The organism is Streptomyces sp. QH1-20 (genome assembly GCF_041283565.1).
GTDB lineage: Bacteria > Actinomycetota > Actinomycetes > Streptomycetales > Streptomycetaceae > Streptomyces > Streptomyces syringius.
Genome location: NZ_CP166299.1, coordinates 4,158,836 through 4,185,777, shown reverse-complemented (window position 1 = coordinate 4,185,777; position 26,942 = coordinate 4,158,836). Strand labels below are relative to the sequence as shown.

The 26,942-nt window shown below is 70.7% G+C and carries 30 protein-coding genes and 1 pseudogene; 8 read left to right on the top strand and 23 right to left on the bottom strand.

Annotated elements, in window-relative coordinates; genetic code table 11:
• The first annotated feature begins 123 nt into the window (after positions 1–123).
• Complete coding sequence (locus tag AB8O64_RS18785; RefSeq protein WP_370420107.1) at positions 124–1,584, top strand: aminopeptidase P family protein; 1,461 nt, start codon at positions 124–126, stop codon at positions 1,582–1,584.
• 98 nt (positions 1,585–1,682) lie between these two features.
• On the opposite strand, the gene AB8O64_RS18780 is transcribed toward AB8O64_RS18785, so the two are convergent.
• A complete protein-coding gene (locus AB8O64_RS18780; protein ID WP_370420106.1) occupies positions 1,683–2,156 on the bottom strand; it encodes a CAP domain-containing protein in 474 nt (157 codons plus the stop codon).
• A 292-nt stretch (positions 2,157–2,448) separates the two neighbouring features.
• Here AB8O64_RS18780 and AB8O64_RS18775 point away from each other — a divergent pair, with 292 nt between their 5' ends.
• Complete coding sequence (locus tag AB8O64_RS18775) at positions 2,449–3,447, top strand: helix-turn-helix transcriptional regulator (protein WP_370420105.1); 999 nt, start codon at positions 2,449–2,451, stop codon at positions 3,445–3,447.
• Positions 3,448–3,535: 88 nt separating this feature from the next.
• On the opposite strand, the gene AB8O64_RS18770 is transcribed toward AB8O64_RS18775, so the two are convergent.
• Positions 3,536–3,853 carry a hypothetical protein gene (locus AB8O64_RS18770; protein ID WP_370420104.1) on the bottom strand — a complete coding sequence of 106 codons (318 nt, stop codon included), beginning with the start codon at positions 3,851–3,853 and terminating at the stop codon, positions 3,536–3,538.
• A gap of 96 nt (positions 3,854–3,949) precedes the next feature.
• Between AB8O64_RS18770 and AB8O64_RS18765 the strand changes: the two genes are divergently transcribed.
• Together AB8O64_RS18765 and AB8O64_RS18760 are read left to right on the top strand one after the other, a co-directional pair.
• The gene (locus AB8O64_RS18765) at positions 3,950–4,417 is read left to right on the top strand and encodes a hypothetical protein (protein ID WP_365210736.1); all 468 of its coding nucleotides are present in this window, start codon (positions 3,950–3,952) and stop codon (positions 4,415–4,417) included.
• The gene (locus tag AB8O64_RS18760) at positions 4,414–4,725 is read left to right on the top strand and encodes a transcriptional regulator (protein WP_370423901.1); all 312 of its coding nucleotides are present in this window, start codon (positions 4,414–4,416) and stop codon (positions 4,723–4,725) included. Before AB8O64_RS18765 ends, AB8O64_RS18760 begins: the two co-directional genes overlap by 4 nt.
• 34 nt (positions 4,726–4,759) lie before the next feature.
• Here AB8O64_RS18760 and AB8O64_RS18755 read toward each other — a convergent pair whose 3' ends face one another.
• The 21 genes and pseudogenes from AB8O64_RS18755 to AB8O64_RS18655 form a co-directional block, all read right to left on the bottom strand.
• The gene (locus AB8O64_RS18755) at positions 4,760–7,303 is read right to left on the bottom strand and encodes a M16 family metallopeptidase (RefSeq protein WP_370420103.1); all 2,544 of its coding nucleotides are present in this window, start codon (positions 7,301–7,303) and stop codon (positions 4,760–4,762) included.
• Positions 7,304–7,344: 41 nt separating this feature from the next.
• Positions 7,345–8,271, bottom strand: coding sequence for a hypothetical protein (locus AB8O64_RS18750; RefSeq protein ID WP_370420102.1), 927 nt, complete (start codon positions 8,269–8,271; stop codon positions 7,345–7,347).
• Positions 8,268–8,903, bottom strand: coding sequence for a flavoprotein (locus tag AB8O64_RS18745; protein WP_370420101.1), 636 nt, complete (start codon positions 8,901–8,903; stop codon positions 8,268–8,270). The genes AB8O64_RS18750 and AB8O64_RS18745 overlap by 4 nt, the downstream gene beginning before the upstream one ends.
• Entirely contained in the window at positions 8,904–9,914 is a 1,011-nt protein-coding gene (locus tag AB8O64_RS18740; protein WP_370420100.1) for an LLM class flavin-dependent oxidoreductase, read from the bottom strand. It lies immediately after the preceding gene.
• Positions 9,915–9,934: 20 nt separating this feature from the next.
• The gene (locus AB8O64_RS18735) at positions 9,935–11,740 is read right to left on the bottom strand and encodes an ABC transporter ATP-binding protein (protein WP_370420099.1); all 1,806 of its coding nucleotides are present in this window, start codon (positions 11,738–11,740) and stop codon (positions 9,935–9,937) included.
• A 69-nt stretch (positions 11,741–11,809) separates the two neighbouring features.
• Positions 11,810–12,973 carry an ABC transporter permease gene (locus AB8O64_RS18730; protein WP_370420098.1) on the bottom strand — a complete coding sequence of 388 codons (1,164 nt, stop codon included), beginning with the start codon at positions 12,971–12,973 and terminating at the stop codon, positions 11,810–11,812.
• Positions 12,974–12,999: 26 nt separating this feature from the next.
• Complete coding sequence (locus AB8O64_RS18725; protein ID WP_370420097.1) at positions 13,000–13,899, bottom strand: ABC transporter ATP-binding protein; 900 nt, start codon at positions 13,897–13,899, stop codon at positions 13,000–13,002.
• On the bottom strand, positions 13,892–14,866 hold the full coding sequence (locus AB8O64_RS18720; protein ID WP_370420096.1) for a methyltransferase: 975 nt from the start codon (positions 14,864–14,866) through the stop codon (positions 13,892–13,894). The genes AB8O64_RS18725 and AB8O64_RS18720 overlap by 8 nt, the downstream gene beginning before the upstream one ends.
• A gap of 173 nt (positions 14,867–15,039) precedes the next feature.
• Positions 15,040–15,219, bottom strand: coding sequence for an LxmA leader domain family RiPP (locus AB8O64_RS18715; protein ID WP_130878494.1), 180 nt, complete (start codon positions 15,217–15,219; stop codon positions 15,040–15,042).
• Positions 15,220–15,221: 2 nt separating this feature from the next.
• Positions 15,222–15,401, bottom strand: coding sequence for an LxmA leader domain family RiPP (locus tag AB8O64_RS18710; RefSeq protein ID WP_356457784.1), 180 nt, complete (start codon positions 15,399–15,401; stop codon positions 15,222–15,224).
• Positions 15,402–15,469: 68 nt separating this feature from the next.
• Positions 15,470–15,664 carry an LxmA leader domain family RiPP gene (locus tag AB8O64_RS18705; protein ID WP_356457782.1) on the bottom strand — a complete coding sequence of 65 codons (195 nt, stop codon included), beginning with the start codon at positions 15,662–15,664 and terminating at the stop codon, positions 15,470–15,472.
• A 99-nt stretch (positions 15,665–15,763) separates the two neighbouring features.
• Positions 15,764–16,726 (bottom strand): T3SS effector HopA1 family protein, encoded by a 963-nt coding sequence (locus AB8O64_RS18700; protein WP_370420095.1) that lies wholly within the window; start codon positions 16,724–16,726, stop codon positions 15,764–15,766.
• Complete coding sequence (gene lxmK / locus AB8O64_RS18695) at positions 16,723–17,844, bottom strand: class V lanthionine synthetase subunit LxmK (protein WP_370420094.1); 1,122 nt, start codon at positions 17,842–17,844, stop codon at positions 16,723–16,725. The genes AB8O64_RS18700 and lxmK overlap by 4 nt, the downstream gene beginning before the upstream one ends.
• A gap of 92 nt (positions 17,845–17,936) precedes the next feature.
• Positions 17,937–18,182: a hypothetical protein gene (locus AB8O64_RS18690; protein WP_370420093.1), complete on the bottom strand. Its 246-nt coding sequence runs from the start codon at positions 18,180–18,182 to the stop codon at positions 17,937–17,939.
• Between the two features lie 334 nt (positions 18,183–18,516).
• Positions 18,517–19,422, bottom strand: a complete 906-nt coding sequence (locus AB8O64_RS18685) for a DMT family transporter (RefSeq protein WP_370420092.1) — start codon at positions 19,420–19,422, stop codon at positions 18,517–18,519.
• A 13-nt stretch (positions 19,423–19,435) separates the two neighbouring features.
• Positions 19,436–20,470: a hypothetical protein gene (locus AB8O64_RS18680; RefSeq protein WP_370420091.1), complete on the bottom strand. Its 1,035-nt coding sequence runs from the start codon at positions 20,468–20,470 to the stop codon at positions 19,436–19,438.
• A 23-nt stretch (positions 20,471–20,493) separates the two neighbouring features.
• Positions 20,494–20,832: a DUF6002 family protein gene (locus AB8O64_RS18675; protein WP_370420090.1), complete on the bottom strand. Its 339-nt coding sequence runs from the start codon at positions 20,830–20,832 to the stop codon at positions 20,494–20,496.
• A 117-nt stretch (positions 20,833–20,949) separates the two neighbouring features.
• Positions 20,950–21,610, bottom strand: a pseudogene (locus AB8O64_RS18670) (DUF6002 family protein); the annotation flags it as partial.
• Between the two features lie 96 nt (positions 21,611–21,706).
• Positions 21,707–22,255, bottom strand: a complete 549-nt coding sequence (locus tag AB8O64_RS18665; protein WP_370423900.1) for a thiamine pyrophosphate-dependent enzyme — start codon at positions 22,253–22,255, stop codon at positions 21,707–21,709.
• Between the two features lie 26 nt (positions 22,256–22,281).
• Positions 22,282–22,509 (bottom strand): hypothetical protein, encoded by a 228-nt coding sequence (locus tag AB8O64_RS18660; protein ID WP_370420089.1) that lies wholly within the window; start codon positions 22,507–22,509, stop codon positions 22,282–22,284.
• Positions 22,510–23,348: 839 nt separating this feature from the next.
• The gene (locus AB8O64_RS18655; RefSeq protein WP_130878499.1) at positions 23,349–23,825 is read right to left on the bottom strand and encodes an ATP-binding protein; all 477 of its coding nucleotides are present in this window, start codon (positions 23,823–23,825) and stop codon (positions 23,349–23,351) included.
• A 223-nt stretch (positions 23,826–24,048) separates the two neighbouring features.
• Between AB8O64_RS18655 and AB8O64_RS18650 the strand changes: the two genes are divergently transcribed.
• From AB8O64_RS18650 to AB8O64_RS18635, 4 genes are all read left to right on the top strand, one after another.
• The gene (locus AB8O64_RS18650; RefSeq protein WP_370420088.1) at positions 24,049–24,852 is read left to right on the top strand and encodes a hypothetical protein; all 804 of its coding nucleotides are present in this window, start codon (positions 24,049–24,051) and stop codon (positions 24,850–24,852) included.
• A 99-nt stretch (positions 24,853–24,951) separates the two neighbouring features.
• Entirely contained in the window at positions 24,952–25,692 is a 741-nt protein-coding gene (locus AB8O64_RS18645) for a YcnI family protein (RefSeq protein WP_370420087.1), read from the top strand.
• A gap of 111 nt (positions 25,693–25,803) precedes the next feature.
• A complete protein-coding gene (locus AB8O64_RS18640; protein WP_370420086.1) occupies positions 25,804–26,460 on the top strand; it encodes an SCO family protein in 657 nt (218 codons plus the stop codon).
• A complete protein-coding gene (locus AB8O64_RS18635; RefSeq protein ID WP_370420085.1) occupies positions 26,457–26,936 on the top strand; it encodes a copper chaperone PCu(A)C in 480 nt (159 codons plus the stop codon). The genes AB8O64_RS18640 and AB8O64_RS18635 overlap by 4 nt, the downstream gene beginning before the upstream one ends.
• Positions 26,937–26,942: the final 6 nt, after the last annotated feature.

Here is a 26,942-nt window from a genome sequence, read left to right as displayed (position 1 = left end):
CCACCGCCGAACCGCACGGCTGATCCATATGACAGTCAGTACGGCCTTCCTTCCGACGTAACCTTCTCCGCCGCTTTCCTCCGCACTTACGATGGGTAGCGGCCCCGTCCGAGGAGGAATGCAGTGACCGAGCAGCAGCCCGCGCCCGAGAACCCCGAGGGTGACGAGCCGATCAAGCAGCGGAAGAACGGTCTGTATCCGGCCGTCTCCGACGAGCTTGCCGAGAACATGAAGTCCGGCTGGGCCGACACCGAGCTGCGCGATCTGCGGCCGATAGCCCAGGCGCCGGACACCGCCCGCCGCCGTGCGGACCTCTCCGCGCGTTTCCCCGGTGAGCGTCTGGTGATCCCCGCGGGCAATCTGAAGACCCGCTCGAACGACACCGAGTACAGCTTCCGCGCCTCCACCGAGTACGTGTACCTCACCGGTGACCAGACCCAGGACGGTGTCCTGGTCCTGGAGCCGACGGGTGAGAACGCGCACGAGGCGACGCTGTACCTGCTGCCCCGCTCGGACCGCGAGAACGGCGAGTTCTGGCTCGACGGCATGGGCGAGCTGTGGGTCGGCCGCCGTCACAGCCTCTCCGAGGCCGAGCGGCTCTACGGCATGCCCTGCAAGGACGTCCGCGAGCTGGCCGACGCCCTGCGCGAGGCCACCGGCCCGGTCCGCGCCGTCCGCGGCCACGACGCGGGCATCGAGGCGGCCCTGACCGACAAGGTCACCGCCGAGCGCGACGAGGAGCTGCGCGTCTTCATCAGCGAGCAGCGACTCGTGAAGGACGCCTTCGAGATAGCCGAGCTGCAGAAGGCGGTGGACTCCACGGTCCGCGGCTTCGAGGACGTCGTGAAGGTTCTCGACAAGGCCGAGGCCACCTCGGAGCGCTACATCGAAGGAACGTTCTTCCTGCGCGCCCGGGTCGAGGGCAACGACATCGGCTACGGCTCCATCTGCGCCGCCGGTCCGCACGCCACCACCCTGCACTGGGTGCGCAACGACGGCCCGGTCCGCTCCGGCGAGCTGCTGCTCCTCGACGCCGGTGTCGAGACGCACACCCTCTACACCGCGGACGTCACGCGCACGCTGCCGATCAACGGCACGTACACCGAGCTCCAGCGGAAGATCTACGACGCGGTGTACGAGGCCCAGGAGGCCGGTATCGCGGCGGTCCGGCCCGGCGCGAAGTACCGCGACTTCCACGACGCCGCCCAGCGCGTCCTGGCGGAGCGGCTCGTCGAGTGGGGCCTGGTCGAGGGCCCGGTCGAGCGCGTCCTGGAGCTCGGTCTCCAGCGCCGTTGGACCCTGCACGGCACCGGCCACATGCTCGGCCTGGACGTCCACGACTGCGCGGTCGCCCGCACGGAGACCTATGTGGACGGCGTCCTGGAGCCCGGCATGGTGCTGACCGTCGAGCCCGGTCTGTACTTCCAGGCCGACGACGTGTCCGTGCCCGAGGAGTACCGCGGCATCGGCGTCCGGATCGAGGACGACATCCTCGTCACCGAGGACGGCAACCGGAACCTCTCCGACGGTCTGCCCCGGACGTCCGCCGACGTCGAGGCGTGGATGGCCGGCCTCAAGGGCTGATCCCAGGACACACCGGAGCCGCGTCCCGCTGCGAGCGGGGCGCGGCTCTTCGCCTTCCCGTCGGGGCGGGACCGCTCCCGGCCCACGTCAGGCTTTCGTCACAAGGTGCCGGCCATGAGCAGGGACGAGTACGGGGTGTCGGACACGGTCAGGGCCGCCCCCATGTGTGTGAACTCCGGGCTGAACATGGCGCGCTCGTGGTCCGGATCCCCGAGCCAGCCGGCGACGATCTTCTCGGGGTCGTCGAAGCAACCGCCCGTGTTCTCCGCGATGCCGGCGACCGGGTATCCGTACCGGTCGGCCGCGGCCCGCAGCGGCAGGTAGTGGCCCTGACTCCGCCGACGGGCCTGCTCGCGGCTGCTGGTCGCGGCGGCCCCGGCCAGCCGGTCGTCGGGGCGGAGGGGGGACAGGCCCCGGGCGGCGCGGTGGTCGTTCACCAGCGCGTAGATGCGCGCCTGCCAGAGCCGGGCGTCGCCCGCGTCGGCCGCCGTCAAGCAGGAACCGCCGGTGTCCTCCTGGGCGGGGGCGAAGGGCTCGACGGGGGTCTGTGCGTCCTGCGGAAACGTGATCACTTCGTACCTCTGCTTCGCTGAACCACGCGCGGGCCCGGTGCGCCCGCGCCGACGGGCACACCCTCGCGCAGTGCCGTCAAGGAGCGATCAACCGCCGGTCAACGTCCGCCACGACGCGGATCCCAAATGGCCGAATGATCAGGCGTCACAACCGCGTCACAACCCTACTTTCGCCTCTGACCTGGGTCTTTGCCTCGGCATTACCATTCCTTGAAGTGACCGGAACCAGCGGTCGCTCCTGCCGTGCCCGCCTGACCCGCGCGCACGGTGCTCAACAAGGGGGAGGGCGGACATGTGCGGCATCAGTCTGGCCGTATTCGGGATCACGGCCATGGAGGAAAGTCTTTACCGACATTTCCTGCGCAATCCTGATACGGCGCCCGACGATATCCATCTACGTCTGCACGTCGAACAGGACCAGGCCCAGGAGGCCGTGACCCGGCTCTCCGACCTCGGTGTGCTGCGCCGCACCGAACGCGGGACCATCGCCCCCGCCGACCCGGAAGTGGCCGTCGACCGGCTCACCGAGGCGCGGATGGCGGAGCTGTACCGCCAGCTCCAGGAGGTCACCCGGTCCCGGGCCGTGATCGCGGACCTGCGGGCGGAACAGGGCGCCAGGACGCTGCCCCCGCAGGGGGTCGAACGGATGGAGAACGTCGCCGAGATCCGCGACCGCATCGACGACCTCGCGTTCTTCGCGCGGGAGGAGATCCTGTCGGTCGAGCCGTACGCCGCGCTCACCCCCGCGAACATCGAGCACGCCCGGCCGCTCGACCGGCGCTGCCTCCGACGCGGGGTGCGGGTGCGCAGCGTCGTGCTGAAGGAGGCGCTCACCGACCCGCCGACCGTCCGCTATCTCCTCGAACTCGCCGCGCAGGGCGCCGAGATCAGGGTGGCGGACGACATCTCCGAGCGGATCCTGGTCTACGACCGGCGTACGGCGCTGGTCCCCGTCGACCCGGCGGACACCTCGCGCGGCGCGCTGGTCGCCCAGGAGGAGGGCCTGGTCGCCAACATCCTGGCGCTCTTCGAGAAGATCTGGAACGAGGCGACGGATCTGGCCGCACTGGTCGACGGTGAGGTGACGGGCGACGGCGAGGGCGGGCTCTCGGAGATCGAGCAGCAGGTGCTCGAATCGATGTGCAAGGTCGGCAAGGACGAGATTGGCGCCCGGGACCTCGGGATCTCCGTGCGGACGTACCGCCGGCACGTCGCCGACCTGTTGAAGATCCTCGATGCGAGCAGCCGGGCGCACGCGGCACTGCTGGCCCGCGAGCGGGGCTGGATCTGACGCGACCCGCCCCGACGGCGCCGGGCCCGGACTCCGGGCCCGGCGCTTTCGCGTGCCACCCCGGCCGGCCCGTGCGGCGCCACGCCGCTCAGCCGGTCCGTCGCCATCCGCGCAGCGCCGGGTCCTCGAAGACACGGGCCACGCGCGCGCTCACGGCCTCGGCGTCCTCCGTACCGGTCGTGTCGGCCGGGCCCGTCGCATCCGCCACACCGGTCGCGCCCGTCGCACCCGTCGCGCCCTGAAGCCGGACGCGCAGCTCGAAGCTGTCCTGGTCCGCCACCGGTACGCAGACCCAGTGGGCGGGCAGCAGGCTCAGCACCCTGATCACCGTGGTCTGGCCCGGTGCCGCACCGGGGTCGTGCCGGACCGCGGTGATCACCACCTGCGGTTCATGACGGTCATTCATCTCGCTCAACTCCCTTGCGCCCTTCTCACTATGACTTCTCACGCGACACCCTCCACACACTTGCCATGATGGAAAGTCACCGCTACGCTTTCCATCATGGAAAACGACAAGACGTACTCCGCGACCGCCGCCCGAGCCGCCCTCGACAGCGTCACCGCCACCCGCGCCCAGGTCGCGAGCCGGGTCGAAAGCCCCTGGTGGTACCACGTCGGGCTGGGCGCGTCCGTCGCGCTCGCCTTCACCTCGATCGACGTGGGCGGCAGCATGATGCCCTCCGGTCTGATCGTCGGCGCCATACTGGCCCCGCCCGCCCTGGCCTGGTCCGCGGCCCGCTCCCGGGGCGTCGCGATCGCCAATCCGCTGAACACCCCGGGCGCACGCGGCCTTTACGGCTTCTATCTGCTGCTGCTCGGCGTCCTCGCCACCGTCGGGCTGGTGCTCCAGATCGGCTTCGACCTGGACGGACCGATGAGCGTCGCCGGGGTGCTCGCCTTCGTCCTCACCACCGTGGTCAGCCGTCGAGCCGACGACGCGCTGACCCAGGACGTCCGGGCCGGGGTCTGACCACCGTGGCACTCGACGAGATCATCCATCCCACCAACCGGCTGCAGATCTGCGCGAGCCTGGCATCCGTCGACGCCCTCGAGTTCTCGGTGGTCCGCGACACCCTCGGGGTGAGCGACTCCGTACTCAGCAAGCAGGTCAAGGTACTTCAGACCGCCGGGTACGTGGCGGTCAAGAAGGCACCGCTGAAGTCCCGTACCCACACCTGGCTTTCCCTCACCCCGGCCGGCCGTGAAGCCCTGGCCGGACACCTCGCCGAGCTGCGGCGGATCGCGGACCTGGCCGGTGGCGCGGGCGCCGGGTTCTGACCCGGCCGACGCCACCCACCCGAGCCCCCGCTCGTCACGACCGGGACGGCACGACGGCCGGAGCACCGGCCGCGTCCCCCGCCGCGCGGAACGCGCCGACCGGGAAGAGCTCCACCGCCGCCTTCGCGACCTCATCAGCCGATACGGTCCGCAGCCGCTCCGGAAGCCCGTACAGCTCCAGCGGATCCCCGCCCGCCCCGACGGCCCGCCGCAACAGATCGGCGTGCGCCTCGGGAGAGTCGAAGGCCCCCAGCAACTGCGCGGCGCAGAAGTCCCGCGCCGGGTCCAACTCGGCCGCACCGATCGGCACTTCGGCCAGTCGGCCAAGCTCCGCACGGATACCGGAGAGGGCCTCTTCCTCCAGGCCCAGCGGAACCTTCCCCCGGACATAGGCGCGCGGTATCCCGACGACCGTGTCCCGGCCCGCGTACAGCTCGAAGCCCGCGTCGGCCCGACGCGCGAAGCGCTCCGCGAGACGGGCCCGGAACCAGCCGCCGAGCACGGCCGTGGCGAGGAAACGCGCGGCTTCCTCACCCGCTCCCGCGGATTCGGCCGTGCCCACGACCAGGTGGACGCCCTGCTGCGCCTCGTCGCGCAGGACCACCGGCTCCCCCGGCTGCGACGAGGCGTCGGAGCGGGTCGGCCACGCGACGTCGGACAGGTGCGCGAAGCCGCCCTGCCAGGAGGAGAGCGCCCGGGCCGCGAGGCCGGCGAACCCTTCGGGGTCGAGGTCGCCGACGGCCACGAGCGAACCGCCCGCCGGGGACAGGAAGGCGGCGTCCGGGGCCGATGCGTCGAGCCACCGGGACCGGATCGCGTCGTCCAGGGCCTGATCGGGGGTGCGCGCCGCGGCGGCAGGCCAGGACGGCACCTCACGGGCGCCGCTCAGGACCTCGGCGAGGAGTTCCAGCCAGCGCTCGGTGCCGTCGGCGGGTACGTAGCCGGTGACGTCCGCCCACTCGCCATCCGTGGACAGCTCGAAGCTGCCGCCGAGCGCCGCCGCCCGGACCGCCGCCCGGGAGTGCGTGGCGAGCGTGCGCAGCAGCGCCGCGCTCTGCCCGGGGCGGCTCCAACCCGCCGCGCCGAGCGGCAGCCGCAGCCGCAGCTCCACCAGGGGGGCGCGTCGGTCGGCCACCGCGACGACCCGCAGGCCGCCGGGGACGACGGTGTCGCGCAGCCCGGCGTGGGCGGGCGCCGGCTGGGGACCGGGGCCGGGCACGGGACGGGGGCCTTCCACCGCGCCGGGGGCCCGGACCGCCGAGGCCGCCGGGCGGGCGGCGGGCTCGGTCTCGGTCTCGGTCCGCCGGGGGCGGGTACGGACCTCGCCCGGCTCCATGACCAGCACGGCCTTGGGCGCGGAAGACAGCGAACGGGCCGCCTCGGCGACCCGTCGGGGATCCAGTCCAGCGAGCAGGACCGGTAGTTCGTCCAGGAGTTCGGCGCGGCCGAAGAGGATCTCCAGTCGGCCGAGGGCGCGGGATCTGGTCTGGATGTCGGCGTGGGCGCGGTGGTGCTCGGAGACGAGGGCCGAGGCGGTACGGGCGACCGCGTCCGGCAGGCCCGGGTCCGCGGCCCAGGCCGCCCACTGCCCGGCGACGGCCGCCACGGCGTCCTTGGGCCCGGTGCCGGCGGGCAGCACGGCCGTGACGACCAGCGCGTCGGGGTCCTTGGCGTCCAGCGGGCCGAAGAAGCCGCAGCCGGCGCTGACGGCGGGCAGTCGCAGCGCCGCGGCTCCGTGCCGGCTCATCAGCCGGGCCAGCACCGTGTGCGCCAGATAGCCGGGCAGGTCCTGCTCGGGGTCGGGGAGGCGGTAGCCCAGGGCCAGGGCCGTGCCCGGCACGCCCGGCTCGGTGCAGGAGGCCCAGCGGTCGGCGGTCGGCAGCGGCTCGTCGCGGGAGGGCACGGGTGTCACGGGCCGGGCGGCGATGTCACCGAAGTGCCGCTCGATCAGGGCCCGCGTGTGCACGGGGTCGACCGAACCGACCACGGTCAGCACGGCGTTCGCGGGCGCGTAGTACGCGTCGAAGAACTCGACGCAGTCGGCCGGGGTGGTCTGCCGCAGCCGTGCCACGTCGCCGTACCCGTCATGGGCGTTGGCGAAGGAACGGAAGAGGACGCCCGGCAGCAGCGGCCAGGGGAAGCCGCCGTACGGGCGCCCGGCCACGGCCTGGTGGATCTCCTCCGCGACCCCGTCGAGCTGCTCGGCGAGCGCCTCGGGGGTGAAGGTCGGCGCCCGCATCCGGTCGGCCTCGGCGAACAGCGCCTGCTCCAGGGCGGAGGCCGGGGCGACCTGGTAGTAGTCGGTGTACTCCTGGTGGGTGGTGCCGTTGGCCTGGCCGCCGAGGCGGTGCACATGGTCGTAGAAGCGCCCGTCGGGCAGGCTCGCGCTGCCGCGGAACATCAAGTGCTCGAAGAGATGGGCGAATCCCTCACGGCCCGGCGGCTCGGAGCGGAAACCCACCCCGTAGTGCACGGAGACGGCAGCGCGCGGCACTCCGGGCTGCGGCTCGAGAAGGACACGCAGACCGTTGGGCAGCGTGAATCGGCACAGCGCGGAGTGTCCGCGGCTTTCCGTCATGGTGGAGAGGTCCTCCGCATCGGGGTCGGGCGTGAGTGGGGTTACAGGTCGGTCAGGAACTTCAGGAACGAGGAGTAGTGGTCGAACCCGCCCTGGTGGTCATCGAGATAGGCCGCGATGTCGTGGACGTGCAGCAGCACGCGCAGCGCCGCCAGCTTCCGCCAGTCGGTGCCGAGGTCGCGTCCGTAGCCGTCGAAGAGCGCGTCGATGAGCGACTGCCAGGTGGCCGGGTCGCCGCCGAGCTGCCACTTCAGTTCCACGAGTTCGCCGACGACCCAGCCGAGGTCGACGTACCAGGGGGCGGCACACACGTCCTCGCCGGTCAGCAGCGCGGCGGTGCCGGGCGGCCCGCCGATCACCAGGGAGCCGAGGCCCGCCGCGCCGTGCGCGAACACGACCCGGTCGTCGCCGGTGACCTCCTCGGCCCAGCCGCGCACCCGCGCCCAGCGCTCGGGGCCCAGCGCCCGACGGACCTGCGCCTGGGCGTGGGCCGCGCGCGGGCTCGGCGTGTGCCCGTCGAGCCAGGTGACGAGCCGGTCCAGGCCGCGGGAGCGGCGCCCGGCCGGCAGCTCGCCGAGAGGGGTGTCGTGAAGGGCCCGCAGCGCCCGGCCCAAGCCGCGCAGCGGATCGTGCAGGGCGGGCGTGACACCGGAGGTGAGGAGGACGAACGCCACGGACTCGGCTCCGGCGACGCGGTAGGTCCGGGCCTCGCCGTCCGGGCGGGCGGGGGCGAGGAGGACCTGGTCGGGCTCCGGCCGCCCGGCCGCGTCCGCGAGGCGGGCGACGGCCTCCGGGGACAGCGGGACGAAGGGGGCGGGGGCGAGCGGGCCCGGGGCCCGGCGCCACTCGTAGGTGCCGTCGGGCAGCGGGCGCACGGTCGTGCGCAGCAGGCCGGTGCCGTACTCCGTCAGCGGCGGGGCGGTGGTGTCCTCGGCCTCGGGCTCGGGGCGGACGGTCGTGACGGTCACAGCAGGGACCTCTCCACGGGATGGGCGGACCGGTCCGCCGCGAGTTCGGCGCGGCGGTGCTCCAGCGCCTCGATGACGTCGGGCATCGGGGGCGGGACCCAGGCCTCCATCCGCCCGGTCGTGGCGCTGCGGCCCGGCTCCGGCGCCGTCATCACGACGTTCGGGCGGGCGGACAGCGTCGCCCAGTGCTTCTGGAAGGCGGCGCTGTCCAGCCCGCCCGGCGGCAGCGACGGGGCCAGCGCGATGGGGGCCTTGGTGACCTGGGCGGCGAGCAGCGACGGGCTGTCGGCGAGCCCGAGGGCGAGTCGGGCGGTGTAGTGCAGGGTCGCCGGATAGACGACGAAGGCCTGGGCCCACTCGGCGAGTTCGACGTGCCGGGCGCGGGCCTCCTCCTCCGGCCAGACGTCGGTGAGCACTTCGCCGGCGACCCGGTGGGCCAGGGCCTGCCGGGTGACGAAGCGCTGGGCGCTGCGGGTGAGCACGACGGACGTCTCCAGATGCGGATAGGACATCCGCAGCCAGTCGGCCCAGAACGGCAGGCCGGTGGCGAAGGTCGATCCGGTGACCACCAACAGCAGACGGTCCACGCCGAGTTCGGGCACGTGGACGAGGGGGTACGGGGGTTCGGTCATTTACGCCACCTCTCTCAAGACTTCTTCGAGCTCCTTCAGCGCGACGCGCGGCCCCTGGGTGAGGTGCACCCCGGTGACGTTGAGGACGATCTCGTCGACGCCCGCCTCCCAGTACCGCTCCAGATGGGCGGAGATCTCCTCGGGGCCGCCGCTGAGGAAGCCGCCGCCCGCGATCAGCGCCTTCGCGCTGGCCGTCGGGTCGGCCTTCATGTCGACCTCGATGCCCGAGCGGCGGAGCATGTCGGTGTAGTGCGGCATGCTCATGTGCCCGGAGTTGCTGGCGAGGGCCACGGCGGCGGGGTCCCGGCCGGGCTTGTCGAGGGCCACCGGCACGATGGCCACCAGGCGGGGCACGGGCCGCCCGGCGGCGGCCGCGCCCTCACGCATCGCGGGGACGACGACGTCCCGCAGATAGGGGGCGGGGGTCAGCCAGGTGATGGCCGTGTCGGCGACCTCGCCCGCCAGCCGGGCCATGCCGGGGCGCAGCACGCCGAGGCCGATCTCGATCCCGGGGCGGGGCAGGGTGGGGAGGCTGCCGCGGCAGCGGAAGAACTCGCCGTCCAGGTCGACCTCCTCGCCGTCGAGGAGGCCGCGCACGGCGGTGACGTACTCCCGGCAGGCGCCGAGCTGGCTGCGGTAGGGGGCACCGAGCATGTTGCGCTGGAACACCGCGGCGCCGGGGCCGAAGCCGGCCACCACGGGGTGGCCCATGGCGACGGCCAGGGCCTGTGCCTGGAGGGCGGCCTCGAAGGGGTGGCGCAGCGGCATCACGGTCACCCCGGTGCCGACGGGGACGTGGAAGCCGGAGGCCGCCGCGTAGGCGAAGGTCTGGTGCGGGTCGCCGACCGAGGACTGGCCCTGCCAGAGCCGGTGGGCGGCGCTCCACTGGGTGAGTGCCGCGAAGGGCAGGATCTGCTCGTGCCGGGCCGGGGTGAACGGCATCAGCACGGAGTAGCCGGTGCGCGGGGCGACGGAAGCGGACGGCACAGACGGTATGGACGGTGTGGACACGGTCGTTCTCTCCTCGTCGGTCACGCGAGCGCGGGGGTGGGGGCGTGGGCGGGGGCGCCGGTGCTGAGCACCTGGCCGCTCACCAGCTCGGCGTAGGCGGGGCAGCGGCGCAGCAGGGCGTCGTGGTCGCCCTGGTCCACGACCCGGCCGGCGTCCATGACGATCACGTGGTCGGCGTGCTGGATGGTGGAGATCCGGTGAGCGACGACGAGCACGGCGCGGTCGGCGGCGAGGGAGTCGACGACGCTCCTCAGTCGCTGTTCATTGATGCTGTCGAGGTGCGAGGACGGTTCGTCGAGCAGGACCAGGCGGGTGTCGGACAGGGTGGCGCGGGCGAGGGCGAGACGCTGGCGCTGGCCGCCGGAGAGGTTGTCGGCGCCGCCGAGCACGGTGTCCAGGCCCTCGGGGAGGGAGCGGATCTCCTCGGCGAGACCGACGCTTTCCAGCGCGGCGTACAGCTCCTCGTCGTCGGCGGGCCGGCTCTCGTCGCGGCCGAGGGTGAGATTGCCGCGCACGGAGTCCTGGAGCAGGGTGTTGGACTGGTCGACGTAGCCGATCTGGCCGCGCAGCTCGCCGAGCGGCCACTCGGCGACGTCCCGTCCGTAGACCGAGACGCGGCCGGACTCCGGCTCGACGAACCGCTCGATGAGCGCGAGCGAGGTGCTCTTGCCCGAGCCGGAGAGGCCGACCATGGCGGTCAGGCCGCGGGCGGGGACGGTGAGGTCGGCGCCGCGCAGGACGGGCCGGTCGTCGCCGTAGCCGAAGGTGACGTTCTCGAATCGGACGGCGGGGGCGTTGCGCAGGGGCGCGGCGTTCTCGGGGGCGGGGGCGTCGACGTCCTCGGTGGGGAGGGCGAAGACGTCCTCGAAGCGCTTGCGGGCGACGAGGCCGGTCTGGAGTCCGCTGACGCCCGAGGCGGCCATGATCAGGGGGGCGGTGAGCTGGAGGAGGTAGAGCAGGAAGGCGACGAAGTCGGCGAGGGTGAGGTGCCCGTCGAGCATCCGGGCGCCGCCGCCGACGACCACGGCGACCAGGGCGATCTGCTGGCCCAGGTTGATCACCGGGACCATCAGGGACTCCATCTTGGCGGCCTCGATCTCCAGGTCCGCGAGCTTGCGCGCGCGGCCGGCGAGGGCGCGGGAGGTCCTGCGCTCGGCGCGGTAGGCCTTGATGACGGTCAGGGACTCCATCGCCGAGACGAAGTTCTGGGCCATGCCGCCGAGTTCGTCCTGGAGGTCGGCGTACTTGCGGCGCAGCCCCTTGATGACGACGGTGATGACGCCGACGGCTATGAGGAACGCGCCGACGGTGATGAGCAGCAGCACCCAGTCCAGCAGGCCCATGATGACGAGGGTGCCGATGACGGTGACGCCCGCCATGGGGAGCTGGATCGGGCCGATGTCGATGAGGCTCTTCACCCGGGCGGCGTCGGCGGTGATGCGGGCGGTGAGATTGCCGCCGCCCTCCCGCTGCGCGTCGGCGAGCCGCAGTCCCAGGGCGTGGTCCATCGTGCGGACCCGCAGGCGGTAGATCAGCTCCTGGCCCATCCGGCCGAGGAGGAAGGCGGCGAGCGCGCCGGCGGCGGCGGAGCCGAAGCCGACGCCCACCATCACGGTGGCCCACAGGGCCAGCCCCTCGTCGTTCTGGATGGCGGCCAGCAGCTTGCCGACCACCATCGGCAGCGCCAGGGTGGCCGCCGTGGACAGCACGGCGAGCACCCCGACGAGGACGAGGGCCGGGCCGTTGCCCCGGGACAGCTCCGTGAGGATCCGCAGCTTCGGGTCAGGGCCCGCGGCCGCTGTCCCGCTCTTCAGTACGCCACTCATGGCGCCCCAACTCCCTTGTCTGGAATGGATGTTACGAATTCTTCGATCGGGACCGCGGTGCGGGCGGTGTCACTGACGCGCGCCCGCCAGGGCGTCCTTGACCTTGACGATGCCGCCGTACTGCAGCAGCCCGCCGGTGTAGACGCGGCTGCCCACGCGGACCAGGACGGCGATCGCCAGGGCCATGAGCCCGAAGGCGGCACCGATCTCCCACCACGCCACGTCCTCGTACGCCATGCGGACCGGCATCGACGCCCAGGAGGTCCCGGGGACCATCGACAGGATCCGCAGGGTGGCCGAGTCGGTGCTGCCCGACACCGCGAGCACGGGGCCGATGAGACCGACCATCTGCAGCGCGTTGACCGGGCCGACGACGTGGTTGACGTCCTCGGGACGCGAGACCAGCGAGCCGGCCACCGCGTAGAGCGTGATGAAGAGGAGGTAGCCGGGGATGAACCACAGCAGCAGGTTGGCGCCGGTGCCGAGCGCGTCGGACGGCGTCTCGAAGACACCGAAGCCGATCGCCGCGCTCAGGGTCGCGGTCGCCAGCGCCAGCATCTGCACGAGGGCCGCCGCGCCGAGTCCGGTGATCTTCCCGGCGAGCAGGTGCCAGGGCCGGACCTTCGCGAGCAGCACCTCCACGATGCGGCTGGCCTTCTCCTCCGCGACGCCCTGCGCCACGGCCAGGCCGGAGACGAGCATCAGCATGAAGAGCAGGAAGACGCCCGTGCCCGCGGCGATGGTCCGCTGCTGGACCCGCTCGGCGTCGGGGTCGAGGGTGCTGACCTTCAGCGGCTCGACCGTGAGCAGACCGGGGACGTCCCGGGCCGGCACGCCGTGCTCCGTCAACTGACCGGCCTGGCCGACCGCGCGGTGCGCCTCCTGGAGGGCCCGGCCCAGGTCCTCGGGCAGCTCCCGCAGGACCGCGATCCGGTCGCCGCTCAGGACCGCGGCGTCGAGCTTGCCGTCGCGCACCGCCTGCCGGGCGGCCTCGTCGTTGTCGTAGCGGCTGACCTCGGCCCGGTCGCCCAGGGCGGGCGCCAGGGCGGCCTGCCGGCCGACCACACCGACCGTGGACCGGTCCTCGCCACCGCCCTGGAAGAGCGTGGTGGCCCCGAAGGACAGGGCCAGCATCAGCGCCGTCACCGCCACCGAGATCCAAAAGGCCTTGCTGCGCATCTGCTGAGTGATCTCGCGGACTGCGACGACCTTGATCAGCGCGGCGTTTCCCATCGCCGTCCCTCCCCCTGCCGTGCCGGTCACCGGGCGCTCCCGGCGACCGACTCCCGGAAGATGTCGGCGAGCGCGGGGTCGCGCCGGCCGAAGTGCTCCAGCCGGCCCAGCTCCTGGGCGGCGGCCAGGATCCGCTGGGCCGGGACGCCGTCCTCGACCTCCAGCGTGACCTTCGCGCCCGTCGTGGCGACGACCCGCACGCCGGGGACGGAGGCCGCCCAGTCGTCGGGTGCGCCGGAGAGGGCGATCTCCAGCTGTCCATTGCCGGCGCTGCGGCGTAGATGGTCGACCGTTCCCTCGGCGACCAGGGCGCCGTCCCGGATGATGCCGACCCGGTCGCACAGCCGCTCGACCAGGTCGAGCTGGTGGCTGGAGAAGAGGGTCGGCACGCCCTTGCGGGCGAATTCGAGGAGGACCTCCGCCATGGCGTCCACGGCCACCGGGTCGAGCCCGGAGAACGGCTCGTCGAGGACCAGCACGTCGGGGTCGTGGATCAGGGAGGCGATGAGCTGGACCTTCTGCTGGTTGCCCAGCGACAGCTTCTCCAGCATGTCCTTGGGGCCCAGGACGACACCGAGCCGCTCGATCCACTCGTCCGCGCGCCGGCGGGCGGTGGCCGGTGCCACCCCGCTGAGGCCGGCGAAGAAGACGAGCTGGTCGCGGGGGGTCATCTTGGCGTAGAGGCCGCGCTCCTCGGGCATGTAGCCGAAGCGGCGGCGGGAGTCGGCGTCCACGGGCCGGCCCTGCCAGCGCACGTCGCCGGAGTCGGCGGTCAGCACACCGAGGGCGATGCGCATGGCGGTGGTCTTGCCCGCGCCGTTGGCGCCGCAGAAGCCGTACAGCTCGCCCGGCTTCACGACGAGGGACAGCTCGCGCAGGACGCGCTTGTCACCGAAGCTCTTGGCCACGCGGTCGAACTCAAGCATTGCGGAACTCCAGCAGCGTCCTGACCGGGGTGACAGGTCCCTCCCAGGAGACCGTGAGCCCGGCGGCGGCACCCAGCGCCTTGATCTCCTCCACCGTGCGGACGGGCTTGGGCATGACGACCCGCAGATAGAGCTCCATCGCGGCGGACGCGGGCCCGGCGCTGTGGACGGGGATGTTCACGTCGGCGATCAGGATCCTGCCGTCGGCCCCGGCCGCCTCGCCGACGCGGCGGAGGAGGGCGACGGCCTTCTCGTCGTCCCAGTCGGCGAGGATCGCGGAGAGCAGATAGACGTCGAACCCGGGGGTGATCGGGTCGAAGAAGCTGCCGACGATCGCGGTGCAGCGGTCGGCGAGGCCGCTCTCCTCGAAGCGGCGGCCGGCGAGCTCGGCGACGTTCTTCAAGTCCAGTACGGAGCCCCGGAGATGTGGGTGTGCGAGCGCGAGCTCCATGAGCAGCGTGCCGTTGTGGCCGCCGATGTCCACGACGCTGCCGACCTTCGACCAGTCGTAGCCGTCGCGGACGAGTTCGGCGTCCCAGCCGAGCTCCCTGGGGCTCTCCTCGCTCAACGCCTGGGCGAAAAGCGGGTCTTCGTTGATGGTCTCCCAGTAGCCGCGCCCGAAGAGGGAGGCGTGGGCGGGCTCACCGGTCCGTACGGTGTGCAGCAGGTTGACCATGGCCAGGTCGGTCCTGCCGAAGAGGCCGTCCATGCTGAGGTGGCGGCGCACCCCGGCCGGGTCGGAGTCCCGCAGGGGCGCGCCCAGTTCGGTGACTTCGTGGCTCCCGGCGTCGTCCCGGCGCAGAAGGCCGAGGTGCACGAGGTGGCGCAGCAGCATGTCGAGCAGGTCGGGGTGGGTGTCCGTGCGGGCCGCGAGGTCTGCGGCGGTGGTCGAACCGGCTTCGATGCGATCCACCAGACGCAGGGTGGCCGCGGCGCGGATCGTGGCCGGCTGGAGGAGATCGGCCATTCTCACGAGGTCTTCATGGAGTGCTGTCGTAGCCATGGCGCGATCGCCGGCCTTTCTCGCGACGGTGGGTCGTGCGATGGGGTGTCGTGCGTGGGGTGTTGCCGTTCCGGCGGGGCCGGGCGGGGTTCCGCGGGGGACGGAACCGCGCCCGGCTCCCGGCTAGACCGCTGAGATCAGCAGCCGTCCTTGTACGTCTTCACCGTCAGCTGGCTACCGAGCCAGCTCATCGTGGCGGCGGCACATGCCGGAGTGGACGCGGGGGCCTCGGCGGCCGCCGTCGTGTTCAGCTCGTCGGCCGAGCTGTAGGCGTCGTAGCCCGCCATCAGGTCGATGATCGCCTCGGACTTCTCCATGATCAGCACCCATCCTTGTAGGTCTTGACGGTGAACTGGCTGGCCAGCCAGCTGACACCGGCCGCACCACAGGGCGCGGTGGTGGCGGGGGCGTCGGCGGCCGCGGTGGTGTTCAGCTCGTCGACCGAGCTGTAGGCGTCGTAGCCCGCCATCAGATCCATGATCGCCTCGGACTTCTCCATCGCGATCTCCCTTCTGTCTTCGCTGAGTTGGACACAGTGGGTGCGGGGCACCCGGGGTGTGAGGTGGGTCAGCAACCGGCTTCGTACGTGGCGCCGGAGATCGCGGAGGCACCGGCGGCGCACCAGCCGGAGCTGGCGAGGGTGGCGGCGCAGACCGGGGTGGTGGCCGGGGCGTCGGCGGCGGCGGTCACGTTGAGCTCGGCCACGTCGGCGTAGGCGTCGTAGTTCGAGACGAGGTCCATGATCGCGTTGGTCTTGTCCATGATTTTTCTCCTTGTTGAGTAAGGCCTCGTCGAGTGAGGCCTTGTTGTAAGGACTGAACTGAAAGCAGGGAGTGCGCAGGGTCACTCCCTGCAATCACTTCAGGCTCGGTGCCCGGAATTCCGGGCGGGGTTGGCCGGGTCGACACCGGCCTCGATGAAGGCCGCGGTGAGCAGAGCCTCGACGGGCTCTCCGCTCCTGGCGGCGTCGAGCAGCGCGTGGGCCGTGATGCTGGCCCGGTGCTGGCCGAAGCTGAGTCCGGTCATGCCGGGGCGGCGGTCGTCCGGCTCCCAGGCGGTGGCGACGCCCGGTGCCAGCTCCTCGGTGTAGACGGAGGTCTCGTGTCCGACGCCGGGTGTCGTGGCGACGGCGTCGGCGATGCCGCGGGCGGCGTGTGCGGTGTCCCCGGCGAGATAGACCACGAGGGAGTCGCGGCGGGGGTACAGCGGCTTGGCGGAGAGGACCTTCGCCCGGTACGCCGTCCCGGTGTCCTCCAGGTGGCCGAGGACCGTCGCCCAGACCGCGGGCGCCTCCTGCCACGAGGTGATGTTGACGTACACCCGCAGCACGTCCCGGCCGGGCGGCCGGGGGCGGGAGCCGTCGACCATGAAGAAGCCGGGCGACAGCGCGGGGCGCAGCGCGGCGGTGCGCAGGGTGACGACCGCGCCGGGGGTCTCGGAGTCTCCGTCGACGACGAGGGCACGCGGTACCCACACCCGCACCCCGTCCCGCTCGACGAGGAGCGGTGACGTCTCGCTGCCGCCGTGTCCCTCGGCCGCGCACACCCGTGCCCGGGTGGTGGTCTCGCGGTGCGGTACGCCCCGGGCGAGGTCGCCTTCGAACTCCTCGTCCCGCATCCGGAACGAGATGGTTCCCTTCTCCAGCGTCCGGCCGGAGTGCAGCACGTCGTACAGCGCCTCGGAGAGCAGTCTGCGCATCTCACGGGGGTTGTCGGAGGTCACCTCCCGGCCGTGGACGACGGCTTCGGTGCCGTCCGGCGATATGTGGATCTCTCTCAGCGCCTCGGTGAGCCGGGGCGGCAGCGTGGTGGTGCCGGTGCTCATGTCGTCTCCTCGAATCCCAAAGTCGCGGCGAACTTGTGCGGCGCCAGCAGGGCGGCCCGGCCGATGCCGGCGGCGGCGCGCTCGATGCCCGACAGCCGGGCGCTCTTCTGCGAGCTCGCCATCAGCCGGTCCAGCAGATGCCAGCCGGCGAACGCGGTGGCCCGGTGGGCGAGTCCTTCGTCCACGACGGGGCGCACCTCGCGATATCCCCGCCAGAATTCCCGGACCAGCGGGAGCAGTCGCTGCATCTTTTCGACGCCGCGCTCGATGACGAGCTCATGCGTGAGTTCGACGTCGAGGAAGACGGTGTCGCCGCGGTCGGTGACGATGTCGAGCACGGAACGGTAGAGCCATTCACCGGCGAAGGCACCCACATCGCGGGCCGGGTCCGCCAGCCGGAATTCCTCCCAGTCCGTGACATGGAATTCTTCGTCGCTCACCAGGAACTGATCGACCCGCAGATCACAGTGCGAGGGCACCTTCGGTGCCGCCCGCTCCTTTTCCCGGAGCGCCTCGACGGCCTTGACCAGCTGCTCGTCCTGCTGCATGAGCTGCCAGCTCTGGACCTCGCCGAAGCTGAAATTCTCGAACATCGGCAGCGGAATTCCGTGGAGCAGTCGCACGGACGGCTGGGACGGCGGTGAGTCGTCGAAGTCCTCCCAGCCCGGCGGACGTGCCTCGTGCAGCAGTCCGATCGCCCGGCCGACCCGCTCCGCGAGGGCGCCGTCGAAGGTCTCGTCGACCATCAGCTGAGCGCCGTTGCGGGCGCCCTCGACATACTCGAAGGCCACCAGATCCGCTTCCTCGTCGAAGCCGAGGAAGCGCGGGCCCCGCAGCGCCGAGCTGGGCATCGCCGCCGAGCACTGCTCGAACGCCTTCAGCCGCCGCATCCGCGCCTTCACATCCGGCTCGGGCCCGACCAGGTGCTTGACGAAGGCCTTGCCCCCGCCGGCCGTCTCGCCGGCCCAGCAGTCGTTGCGCCCGACGGGCGCCGAGAGCGTGTCCCGGAGGTAGGGGCCGAGGCCCAGTCTCTCCAGCAGGGCGTCGACCGCCGGATATTCATCGAGATCGCGCGGCTTGTACGCGGGTATCTCCGCCGCCGCTTCCTTCACTGCCATGACTTTTCGTGACCCTCATAGAATGCGGGGCGCTGATTCAAGGTGCGCACCGGGTGGATATCGCCGCTGACACATCGCCTTTCGGGCGATGCTCACTGCCAGCCGTTGACCTGCCAGCCATTGACCTGCCAACCGTTGACCGGCTTGACGTCGGCGACAATCTTCTTGACCTGGTGCAGCGTCTCCCCGGCAGGGTTCTGCTCAGCGGGAATCGAGGAAGCGGCAGTGTGGTGAGTGGTGTTCTCAGCGGTGCTCGCGGCGGCGATCCCGGTCGTTCCCGCGGTGATTCCGGCGGCGATGACGAGAGCGACGGTCGCGTTGCGGATTGCCTTCTTCATGATTCCCCCTGGCTGTTTTTTCCCCGACCCGTTTCTGGGTACGAGAAAAGATTGCCAGCGGGCGCGGCCGCTCTCCATGCACTTTGATGTCAGCTTGCTGCAGCCTGTGCCGCGGCGCGGTGCAGCTTGATGCAAGGCCCTGGCCGGGCGGGGGCTCATCGGTTCAGCGGCGGTTCGCAGCCGGTCGGGCGGGCGGCGTGGCGGCGCCGGGTCGTCGGGTGCCCGCCGCCGGCCGCCGGGACGGCATCGGTACGAGGGACCGGTACGGATCGAAAAACGCCAAAGCGGCGGCCGAGTCGTCGGCCGCCGCCCGAGTGCCCCCCTTACCCGGCTGTCACTTCCGCTGCCGGTCCCCCATCGGGGCGTTGCCGACCGGGGGCAAAACCGGCTGCTCGCCGCGCCGCGCCCGGAGGCGGTTCGCCCACACCACCACCAGCGCTCCCGTCAGGATCAGTGCCGAGCCCGCGTAGTCGCGCACCGACGGGAAGTGTTCGAACATCACCATGTCCAAGGCAAATCCGAACACCATCGAACTGGCCATCACGCTGGAGACCAGTTCGCCGCTCAGGTGCTTGAGCGCATAGGCGAGCAACTGCTGGTAGACCGCGCTGAGGGCGCCGACGGCGACGATCAGCCACCAGTTGCCCACGGTCATCGAATGGCCGGTCAGCAGCGCCCACCCGAGGGACAGCACCAGGGAGACGCCGAAGAAGTAGAAGACCACGGAGAAACTGCTGTCCGTTTGGCGCAGCCGGATCACCATGATGTTGGCACCGGCCGAGGCCACGCCCGAGGCGAGCGCGAGCAGGCTGCCCCAGTCGAGGAAGCCGTCCGGTTGCGCACCGGCCACCACGACGATGCCGGCGAAGCCGAGCACCAGCCCTGCCACCGCGAAGGGCCCGACACGCTGACGCATGAAGAGCAGCATGAGAAGGGGCACGAACAGCAGATAGCTGGAGTTGAGCACCATCGCGTTCTGCAGTGGCATCCGCTCCAGGGCCAGGGTGTAGCAGAGGAACATGGCAAAGCCCAGCCCGCCGCGCATCAGATGCCAACGCAGCTGCGAGGTCCGTACCGTGGGGCGTCCGCTCGCCAGGTAGAGCGGTGCGAGGGTGGCGCAGGCGAAGATGTATCTGGCGACCAGCGCCACCGACGCGTCGCCGGTGCTGCTCGCCTCCTTCATCACAGCGCTCATCAGGGCGTAGATCGCAGCTGACGCGACGACGGTGAGCAATTTCATGAACGCGCGGCCTCTACAGCTCGTCGAGGTTGATCGATACGGAGTCGGTGATGCCTGGCGAGTTGTGGTGGATGTCGGTGCGGAGTGGGTTGTCCTGGTCGTAGAAGTACTTGGCGACGAGTTCGCCGGATGAACTGACTCCGATGACCGGGTTGTTCACCAGGAAGCGACGTACCGACGGGGTCAGTGCGTTCGGTCTGATGAGCATGCGGAGGCGGCCGAAGACATTGTCCGGAATGACGGCGGTGGTTCCGAATCGCTTCTTGTACTGGAAGGTTCCCTTGGTCAGGAACGGCTCACAGCCCTGGAAGTCGAGGGTGTCGATGCTGTCCTGGGAGGCGGCCCAGTCGAGGTTCGCATAGTAGATATAGGTCTGGGCACCCGCTTCACGATAGGTGTCGGAACCCCCCTTGATGCCGATCAGCCGTGCGTTGAGTGTGCGGCTCTCCCGGTCGATGTGGCAGACGCTGCCCGCCACCCACTCTCCGGACTGGAGTACGCGGAACAGCACGCCCTCACGGAAGAGGGTCCGAAATGCCTGTTCCTCCTCCACGCTGCGGGCCCTGTCCGCATAGCGGGTGTGCATGGTCGGCACGTGCATGGTCCGGTAGAACTCGTAGAAGTCCTCGTCCCGATGGGACACGTCGTAGGTGAAGCCGGCCCGCTCGGCGTTCCGGCGCCGCCTGCCCTCGCGCCGTGAGAGGAGCTGGGTCATCACATGTTCGTGGCCGCGGCTGGTGTCCACCACCTGGTGTATCCGGGACACTGCCCGGATGTCGCGCGGCTCTGCGAGCGAGTCGACCACGTCGGTGGGTGCCACCAGGATCGCCAGATCGGCATCGACCGATGGCCACAGCTTCGCGAGGCCGGGGGAATCGCCGACAGGTGCTGTCCGCTCCCCGGCCCGCTCGGTCAGGAACCGGTCCTCGACGAACGGGGCGATATAGGTGAGTCCCTCCTTCACGCCCAGGTAGGCGGTGCGCGCCGACTCGCCGAGTTCGGTCGTGCCGGAGTTCTCCCGGAGGAAATAGTCGGGGTTGTCGTTCATCTCCCAAACCAATCTGCAAGCCTTCAGGAGTGCGTCCTGCCGAGTACGGTGTCGAGGATGGGTCCCGCGCCGGTCACGTGGTGGATCCACTCTTCTGGGACGGGCTCGTAGTCATCCACTCCGTAGGTACCGGAAGCGTGGATGGTGATGCCGTCGGCGTCCGGCAGCAGCCCGCGGTCGATCGCGTTGAGCACACCGGTGACGGCCATGACCAAGGACCACTCGGTGAGTCGGCGCGGGTCCTCGGGAAGCAGCACGGGGCTCTTGCGCAGCAGTTCGCGGCACTCCGCGTACCGTTCCATGCACTCCAGCAACGACACCACGACGCCCGTGCCGCCGTTGGCGGATATGAGTCCGCTCATCTCGGTGGCAGTCGTCGGCTCGTGGGTGTAGAAGGTGTGCTCCAGCGTGGCGGAGCTCCTTGAGCAGTTCGACACCGCTGTGGTAGCCGAGTAATCCGAAGGCACTGGACACCGCGTGGGCGTGGACGGTACGCACGCCGCTGTGGCCGGCCTGGCCGAAGTCGTAGTCGTACAGGGCCCGCACGATGTCCGCGACCCGGTAGTTCTCCAGCCGCAGCGAGTGCCACAGCCGGAAGTCCTCGCACCCGCTGGCGGCGAAGAGGCGCTTGAATTCCTGCCCCACCTGCTTGACAGCCTCCGGCGGTGCGTCGTCGAGGACGAACACCGGGTTGAGCGCGCGCAGTTCGGAGTCCTCGGTCAGGATCGAACCGCGCAGCTTCCCCGTGGTCTGCGCGGGCGTCAGTGTGACCACCCGCAGTTGTTCCGGCCGTACGAGACCGGCGGTCAGGGCGCGGGCGACGGCGTCGCGCAGCGCGACGGCCTTGTTTCCCGAGGAAGGCGAGAAAAGGACAATCGGTTCACCGGTGTCCTGGATATGGCGTACCGCGCGGGCCACGATGATCAGCGAGGCAAAGGTCTTGGTGGTCTGCGTGTGCGGATTCTGCCGCAGATCCAGCAGCCGCAACGGCAGCCCCCGGCGCTCGCCGAGGTCGTACAGGCCGGCGGTGGCGGGAGACAGGAACTCGGCGACCTTGGCGTCCAGCTCAGGAAGCCGCATCGAAGGTTCGAAGCCCTCGCCGGTGGACTTCGGTTCGTACCGCGACGCGAACTCGGCCACCAGAGGGTAGTAGCGCGCGAGGAGGCTGGCATGGTCGTGGGTGGCCAGTGCGGAAGAGGTCGCTGCGATGCGGTCGTTGACGCTCACTCTTGCTCCTTAGACGCGGGTGCCCATGGTGGCCTGCAGGTCGTGGCTGAATCGGCGCTGATGGTCGCCGAGATCGCCGCGGATGCGCGGTGGTACCGCGGTGTCCTGTGCCGTCAGGAGGCAGTGGATGAAGACCGGTGAAGAGCAGTCCGCCAGCGCCTCGCGCAGCATTGCGCCGAAGGCGTCCGGCTCGTCCGCCCGCAATACCTGTGCGTAGCCGCACGCACGGGCCCACGCCGCGAAATCGGTCCGCGTCGACGGGGCGGCCTGGCCGCCGGTCGAGGCGTAGGAGCCGTCGTCGAGCACCACGTGGAGCAGTCCGAGGTCCGGCATCGCGCCGGCGGTGATCAGGCCGGCCGGGTTCATCAGCAGGCTGCCGTCACCGTCGACGACGACGGTCGCCAGGCCGGTCGCCATGGCGACACCCGTGCCGACCGAAGCGGCGAGCCCCATCGAACCCGTCATATAGAAATGACTGGGCCGGTCGGCAATGTGCTGGGCAATACGGCATGAATAACCGGTGGTGAATATGACCGGCTGTCCGGTGGTCGCCGCCACTATGGTGCGGATTGCCGATGTCTTGTTCACGCCTGCCAGCCGAAGAGAGTCGGAGGGACGAGCAGTGCGGCAGCCCTTCGTTGCACACAGACGGTTTCTCGCGCCCAATCGACCTGGGCGGCCAATCTGTCCGCCTGGAGTCGCCCGGCCGGAATACCGAGGTCGCTTAACAGCGGCTCGGTAAGACGCCCCATCGCGAGGTTCTCCTGAGTCGTGTCGGGTTGTATCCCGCGAAGACTCACGATCAGCAGCATCGGGATCTCGTACGGTACGACCAGTGAGGCAGGGCGTTGATCGACTGCCCCAGGCCGGAGTTCCGCATCATGACCACGGGCGACCGGCCGGCCATAGCCGCTCCGGCCGCAATGCCGACAGCGTTGTCCTCCCGCGAGACGGTCCGCAGGCCGGATTCGCTCTCCAGTCGTCCGTAAAGCGGTGACAGAATTCCGCAAGGCGTGCCAAAAAACGGCCCGGAGCCGTTTTCAGGGAAATGCTTCGACAGTGCTGAGGCAGGTTCGTCGAGACATAACGGCGACGTCACAAAACGCTCCTCGATTCACAAATGAGATAACTTCCCCTGCAGCCTGGTGATCCTCACGGTAACCACGCGCCAATCGGACGGGCAAGCGATTAAAGCGACGCAGAAGAGGCTTCTAATTGCACTGTGAATCTGGTACAGGAGAGCGAGGGGCAGATTCGGACGCCGATACCACTTATTCGGCCAGCGGACCGCACGTCGACGCCGGGTCGGCAGGGTCTCGCCACAGCCCTGAGCCGCCTGCCCCGCATGTCAACCCCGCGGCTACGGCCCCCGGGACGCTCAACGGGCGTTATCGGCCACCGGCGTTGCGCGTGACCGCCGCCACAGGCTCCCACCGGCCTCGCCCGGAGCACGGGTCGACCATGGGTCAGTCGGCGGGGTGACGTGCGAGGCCCGAGGGCGGTCGCCACCCGGCCTCTCTCCGCACACCGCGCCCGGCCCCGCCGCGAAAACGTGCTGCGGTGATGACCTCACCGAGGCCCCGCACACGATGCTTCGCCGGCCACAGCCGGTTTCAACAGGATGGCGCCTAGCGACCCGCGCCCAGCCCTGTCACGACGCCTGGAGCAGCGCCGCGCCCTCTCTCCACTTGAGGATCTTGTCGAAGCTCACCACGGCGCCCTGCCGGCCCGGCCGGTTGCGCACGCGGACGTGGTCGGTGAGGGACTCGATCAGGAAGAGACCCCGGCCGTGCTCCTCATGAGCCGAAACCGGGGTCTTCGTCTGCGGTGGGGGGAGGTGCCGCTTGGTGCGGCGGGGTTCGCGAGGGCGGTCGGCGAAGCCGGGGCCCGAATCGGTCACCTCGATGCGGCAGGTGTCGCCGTCGATGAAGGCGGTGACGCGGTAGTCCGTGGAAGCGTCACCGCCGTGCTCGACGGCGTTCGCACACGCTTCGCTCAGGGCCACCGAGAGGTCGTACGAGATTTCGGGATCGACCCCGGCCGTCTCCATGGTGCCGATGAGAAGCCGCCGGGCGAGCGGAACGCTCGCAGCTTCGCGCCGCAAGTGGAGTGACCACCAAATGCTCATGCTCAGCCTCCTGGCTGCGGCTCGACATACCGATACGTATAGCCAGGGGTGGGGGCTCGTAAGCCTCCGGAGTGTGTGAGTCCGCTCATTCGGACGACGCGGCGTGGCGGTGCACCGGTGTATATGAGACGAACACCGGCGTACGCGGGCGCGCGTTCGCAGCGCGAAAGGGCCGACCCCTGCCGTAGGTAAGGGGTAAGGCCGGTGGGATGATGGCGCAGCCATGCCTCACCCCGTCGCGCGCGTCGGCGCCGATCTGCGACTGCTCCGGGCCGCGGTGTTCACCGCGGTCTGTGTTCTGCTGTCCGCGGGCGGGCATGTGCTGGCCTCCTGTGCGAGCGTGCCGCTGTGGACGCTGGGCGCGGGATTCCTCGTCGTCCTCGCGATCGCCGTGCCGCTGGCCGGGCGGGAGCGTTCGCTGCCGGGCATCGCGGCCGGACTGGCCGTCGGCCAGCTCGCCCTGCACACCCTCTTCGGGCTCGGACAGCAGGGCGCCGCGGTCACCCGCGAGCAGGCGGGCGGTGAGGGGCGGCTGATCAGCTTCGCCGCCCAGCTGATCTGCAACCGGTCCCATCCGCTGTCCGGCGCCGACGCGCGCCGCGTCATCACCGACGCCGGGCTCGACCCCGCCGTCCATCCGTCGGGCATGGTCATGACCGCTCCGATGGACGCCCCCGCCACCGGCGGCTCCCCGCTCCCGCACCTGCTGGCGCCCTCGCTGCCGATGCTGCTCGGCCACCTGCTCGCGGCGCTGGCCGCGGGCTGGCTGCTGCGCCGCGGCGACCAGGCGCTGTGGCGCCTGGTGCGGCTGTCGCAGCGGTCGGCGCGCGAGGTCGCTGAGATCACGCTCGTCGGGGCGCTGCGCGCCGCGCTCGTGCTCGTCCGGGCCATGGGCGCCCAGGCGGTCCACCAGCCGGTGACGGCCGTCCGGCGGGCGTTCGGGGAAGAGGAGCGTCCGGCGACCGAGCCCGCGCTCCAGCACTTCGTGATCAGGCGGGGACCGCCGCGCTTCGACCTCGCGGCCTGACCACACGACGCACTCCGGCATTCGGACGGGAGGGCGGTCGTGTTGTCACCGCACGCGCGCCATCACCTCTTCGTCCCCTCCTGCCTGTGGAGTACCCCCATGAACACCAATAGCGCTCGTCTCCGCCGTCTCTCCGTCGCCGGCTCCCTCGCCGTCGGTGCCACCCTGCTGCTCGCCGGTCCCGCCTCCGCGCACGTGAGCATCCCGGGCACCGCCGAGAAGGGCGGCTACGGCACCATCGCCCTCAAGGTGCCGAACGAGAAGGACGACGCCTCGACGGTCAAGCTGGAGGTCACCCTCGACCCGAAGCACCCGCTGTCGTCCGTGATGCCGCAGCCCGTCCCGGGCTGGGACGTGAAGGTCGAGAAGTCCAAGCTCGACAAGCCGCTCCAGACGCACGGCAAGACGATCACCGAGGCCGTCACCAAGATCACCTGGTCCGGCGGCAAGATCGAGCCGGGTCAGTTCCAGCAGTTCCCGCTGTCGGTCGGCCAGCTGCCCACCGACGCCGACGAGCTGGTCTTCAAGGCGCTCCAGACCTACTCCGACGACGAGGTCGTGCGCTGGATCGACCCGTCCAAGCCGGGCGGGCACGAGGCCGAGCACCCGGCGCCGACCCTCAAGCTCGTCGAGAAGACGTCGCCCGACCACCACGACAAGAACGCCAAGAGCGACAAGAACGGCGACGCCAAGGACGACACGGACGAGGCCGCCGCCTCCGACTCCGGTGACAAGGACGCGTCCGACACCACCGCCCGGGTGCTCGGCATCGTCGGCATCGTCGTCGGCGTGGCCGGCGCCGCCTTCGGCATCGTCGCCGGGCGCCGTCGCAACGCCTGAGCCAGGCCCACCCACCATGTGACCGTCCGACATTCCGACGGTCACGACCGGGGCGGCGGCCAAGGCCCGTCCGCCGCCCCGCATCTCGGACCGACCCCGGAGAAGAACTCCATGCGCACCAAGATCCTGGGCGCGGCACTGGCAACCGCCGCCGCGCTCACCCTGACCGCCTGTGACGGTGGCGGGGACGACAACAGCGCCGACAAGCCCGCGGCCGACGTGTCCGCGGAGCCCAAGAAGGCCCCCATCGTCCTCGACAGCCCGAAGGACAAGCCGGACCTGGTCCTCGACGACACGGCGGGCAAGAAGTACGAGCTGGTCAAGGAGACCAAGGGCAGGCCCGTACTCCTCTACTTCGGCTACACCTACTGCCCCGACGTCTGCTCGACCGTGGTCGCCGACATCGCCGCCGCCGAGAAGAAGCTGCCCAAGGCCGACCAGGACAAGCTCCAGGTCGTCTTCGTCACCACCGACCCCGAGCGGGACACCCCCAAGCGGATGCGGGAGTGGCTCGACGCGCAGGGCGGGCAGGACATCGTCGGCCTGACCGGCGGCTTCGACACGATCCAGGCCGCGGCCAAGCCGCTCGGCATCCTGGTCGAGAAGCCGAAGAAGGAGAAGGACGGCTCCATCACCGTCAACCACGGCGCCCAGGTCATCGGCTTCTCGCCGAAGGACGACGCGGCCCACTGGGTCTACACGACCACCACCACAGCAGCCGAATACACCAAGGATCTTCCCAAGATCGTCAAGGGGGAGAACCCGTGATCACCAAGTCCACCGCCGCCACCGCCGCCGTCCTGCCCCTCGTGCTCGCCGGGGGTCTGCTGCTGGTCACCGGCTGCCAGTCGGAGAAGAACGCCCTGGGCCGCGACAAGGCCCAGCTGTCCGTCAGCGGCGCCTATCTGCCGCAGCCCGCCATGACCGACATGGCCGCCGCCTACCTCACCGTCACCAACGACGGCGGCAAGGCCGACCAGCTCACGTCCGTCACCAGCCCGCTCTCGCGCGACATCACCATGCACACCACCGAGGGCACGGCGATGAAGCACGCGGCGAAGCTGGACGTGCCCGCGAAGGGGAAGCTGACGCTCGCCCGCGGCGGCACCCACCTCATGCTCGGCAAGCTCGACCACAAGCCCAAGGTGGGCGAGCGGATCGAATTCACCCTGCACTTCGCCACGTCGGCACCCGTCAAGATCAAGGTGCCGGTCGAGACCGCGACCTTCCGTCCCAAGGACTGACGTGCG

Excerpts from the sequence above, each read along its gene's own strand:
- AB8O64_RS18680 (WP_370420091.1), bottom strand. The coding sequence starts at position 20,470 with ATGAACGACAACCCCGACTATTTCCTCCGGGAGAACTCCGGCACGACC.
- AB8O64_RS18735 (WP_370420099.1), bottom strand. The coding sequence starts at position 11,740 with ATGAGTGGCGTACTGAAGAGCGGGACAGCGGCCGCGGGCCCTGACCCG.
- lxmK (WP_370420094.1), bottom strand. The coding sequence starts at position 17,844 with ATGGCAGTGAAGGAAGCGGCGGCGGAGATACCCGCGTACAAGCCGCGC.
- AB8O64_RS18640 (WP_370420086.1), top strand. The coding sequence starts at position 25,804 with ATGCGCACCAAGATCCTGGGCGCGGCACTGGCAACCGCCGCCGCGCTC.
- AB8O64_RS18675 (WP_370420090.1), bottom strand. The coding sequence starts at position 20,832 with ATGAGCGGACTCATATCCGCCAACGGCGGCACGGGCGTCGTGGTGTCG.
- AB8O64_RS18710 (WP_356457784.1), bottom strand. The coding sequence starts at position 15,401 with ATGGAGAAGTCCGAGGCGATCATGGATCTGATGGCGGGCTACGACGCC.
- AB8O64_RS18715 (WP_130878494.1), bottom strand. The coding sequence starts at position 15,219 with ATGGAGAAGTCCGAGGCGATCATCGACCTGATGGCGGGCTACGACGCC.
- AB8O64_RS18655 (WP_130878499.1), bottom strand. The coding sequence starts at position 23,825 with ATGAGCATTTGGTGGTCACTCCACTTGCGGCGCGAAGCTGCGAGCGTT.
- AB8O64_RS18775 (WP_370420105.1), top strand. The coding sequence starts at position 2,449 with ATGTGCGGCATCAGTCTGGCCGTATTCGGGATCACGGCCATGGAGGAA.
- AB8O64_RS18755 (WP_370420103.1), bottom strand. The coding sequence starts at position 7,303 with ATGACGGAAAGCCGCGGACACTCCGCGCTGTGCCGATTCACGCTGCCC.
- AB8O64_RS18700 (WP_370420095.1), bottom strand. The coding sequence starts at position 16,726 with ATGAGCACCGGCACCACCACGCTGCCGCCCCGGCTCACCGAGGCGCTG.
- AB8O64_RS18720 (WP_370420096.1), bottom strand. The coding sequence starts at position 14,866 with ATGGCCGATCTCCTCCAGCCGGCCACGATCCGCGCCGCGGCCACCCTG.
- AB8O64_RS18770 (WP_370420104.1), bottom strand. The coding sequence starts at position 3,853 with ATGAATGACCGTCATGAACCGCAGGTGGTGATCACCGCGGTCCGGCAC.
- AB8O64_RS18645 (WP_370420087.1), top strand. The coding sequence starts at position 24,952 with ATGAACACCAATAGCGCTCGTCTCCGCCGTCTCTCCGTCGCCGGCTCC.
- AB8O64_RS18705 (WP_356457782.1), bottom strand. The coding sequence starts at position 15,664 with ATGGACAAGACCAACGCGATCATGGACCTCGTCTCGAACTACGACGCC.
- AB8O64_RS18685 (WP_370420092.1), bottom strand. The coding sequence starts at position 19,422 with ATGAAATTGCTCACCGTCGTCGCGTCAGCTGCGATCTACGCCCTGATG.
- AB8O64_RS18765 (WP_365210736.1), top strand. The coding sequence starts at position 3,950 with ATGGAAAACGACAAGACGTACTCCGCGACCGCCGCCCGAGCCGCCCTC.
- AB8O64_RS18650 (WP_370420088.1), top strand. The coding sequence starts at position 24,049 with ATGCCTCACCCCGTCGCGCGCGTCGGCGCCGATCTGCGACTGCTCCGG.
- AB8O64_RS18690 (WP_370420093.1), bottom strand. The coding sequence starts at position 18,182 with ATGAAGAAGGCAATCCGCAACGCGACCGTCGCTCTCGTCATCGCCGCC.
- AB8O64_RS18660 (WP_370420089.1), bottom strand. The coding sequence starts at position 22,509 with ATGCTGCTGATCGTGAGTCTTCGCGGGATACAACCCGACACGACTCAG.
- AB8O64_RS18725 (WP_370420097.1), bottom strand. The coding sequence starts at position 13,899 with ATGCTTGAGTTCGACCGCGTGGCCAAGAGCTTCGGTGACAAGCGCGTC.
- AB8O64_RS18730 (WP_370420098.1), bottom strand. The coding sequence starts at position 12,973 with ATGGGAAACGCCGCGCTGATCAAGGTCGTCGCAGTCCGCGAGATCACT.
- AB8O64_RS18745 (WP_370420101.1), bottom strand. The coding sequence starts at position 8,903 with ATGACCGAACCCCCGTACCCCCTCGTCCACGTGCCCGAACTCGGCGTG.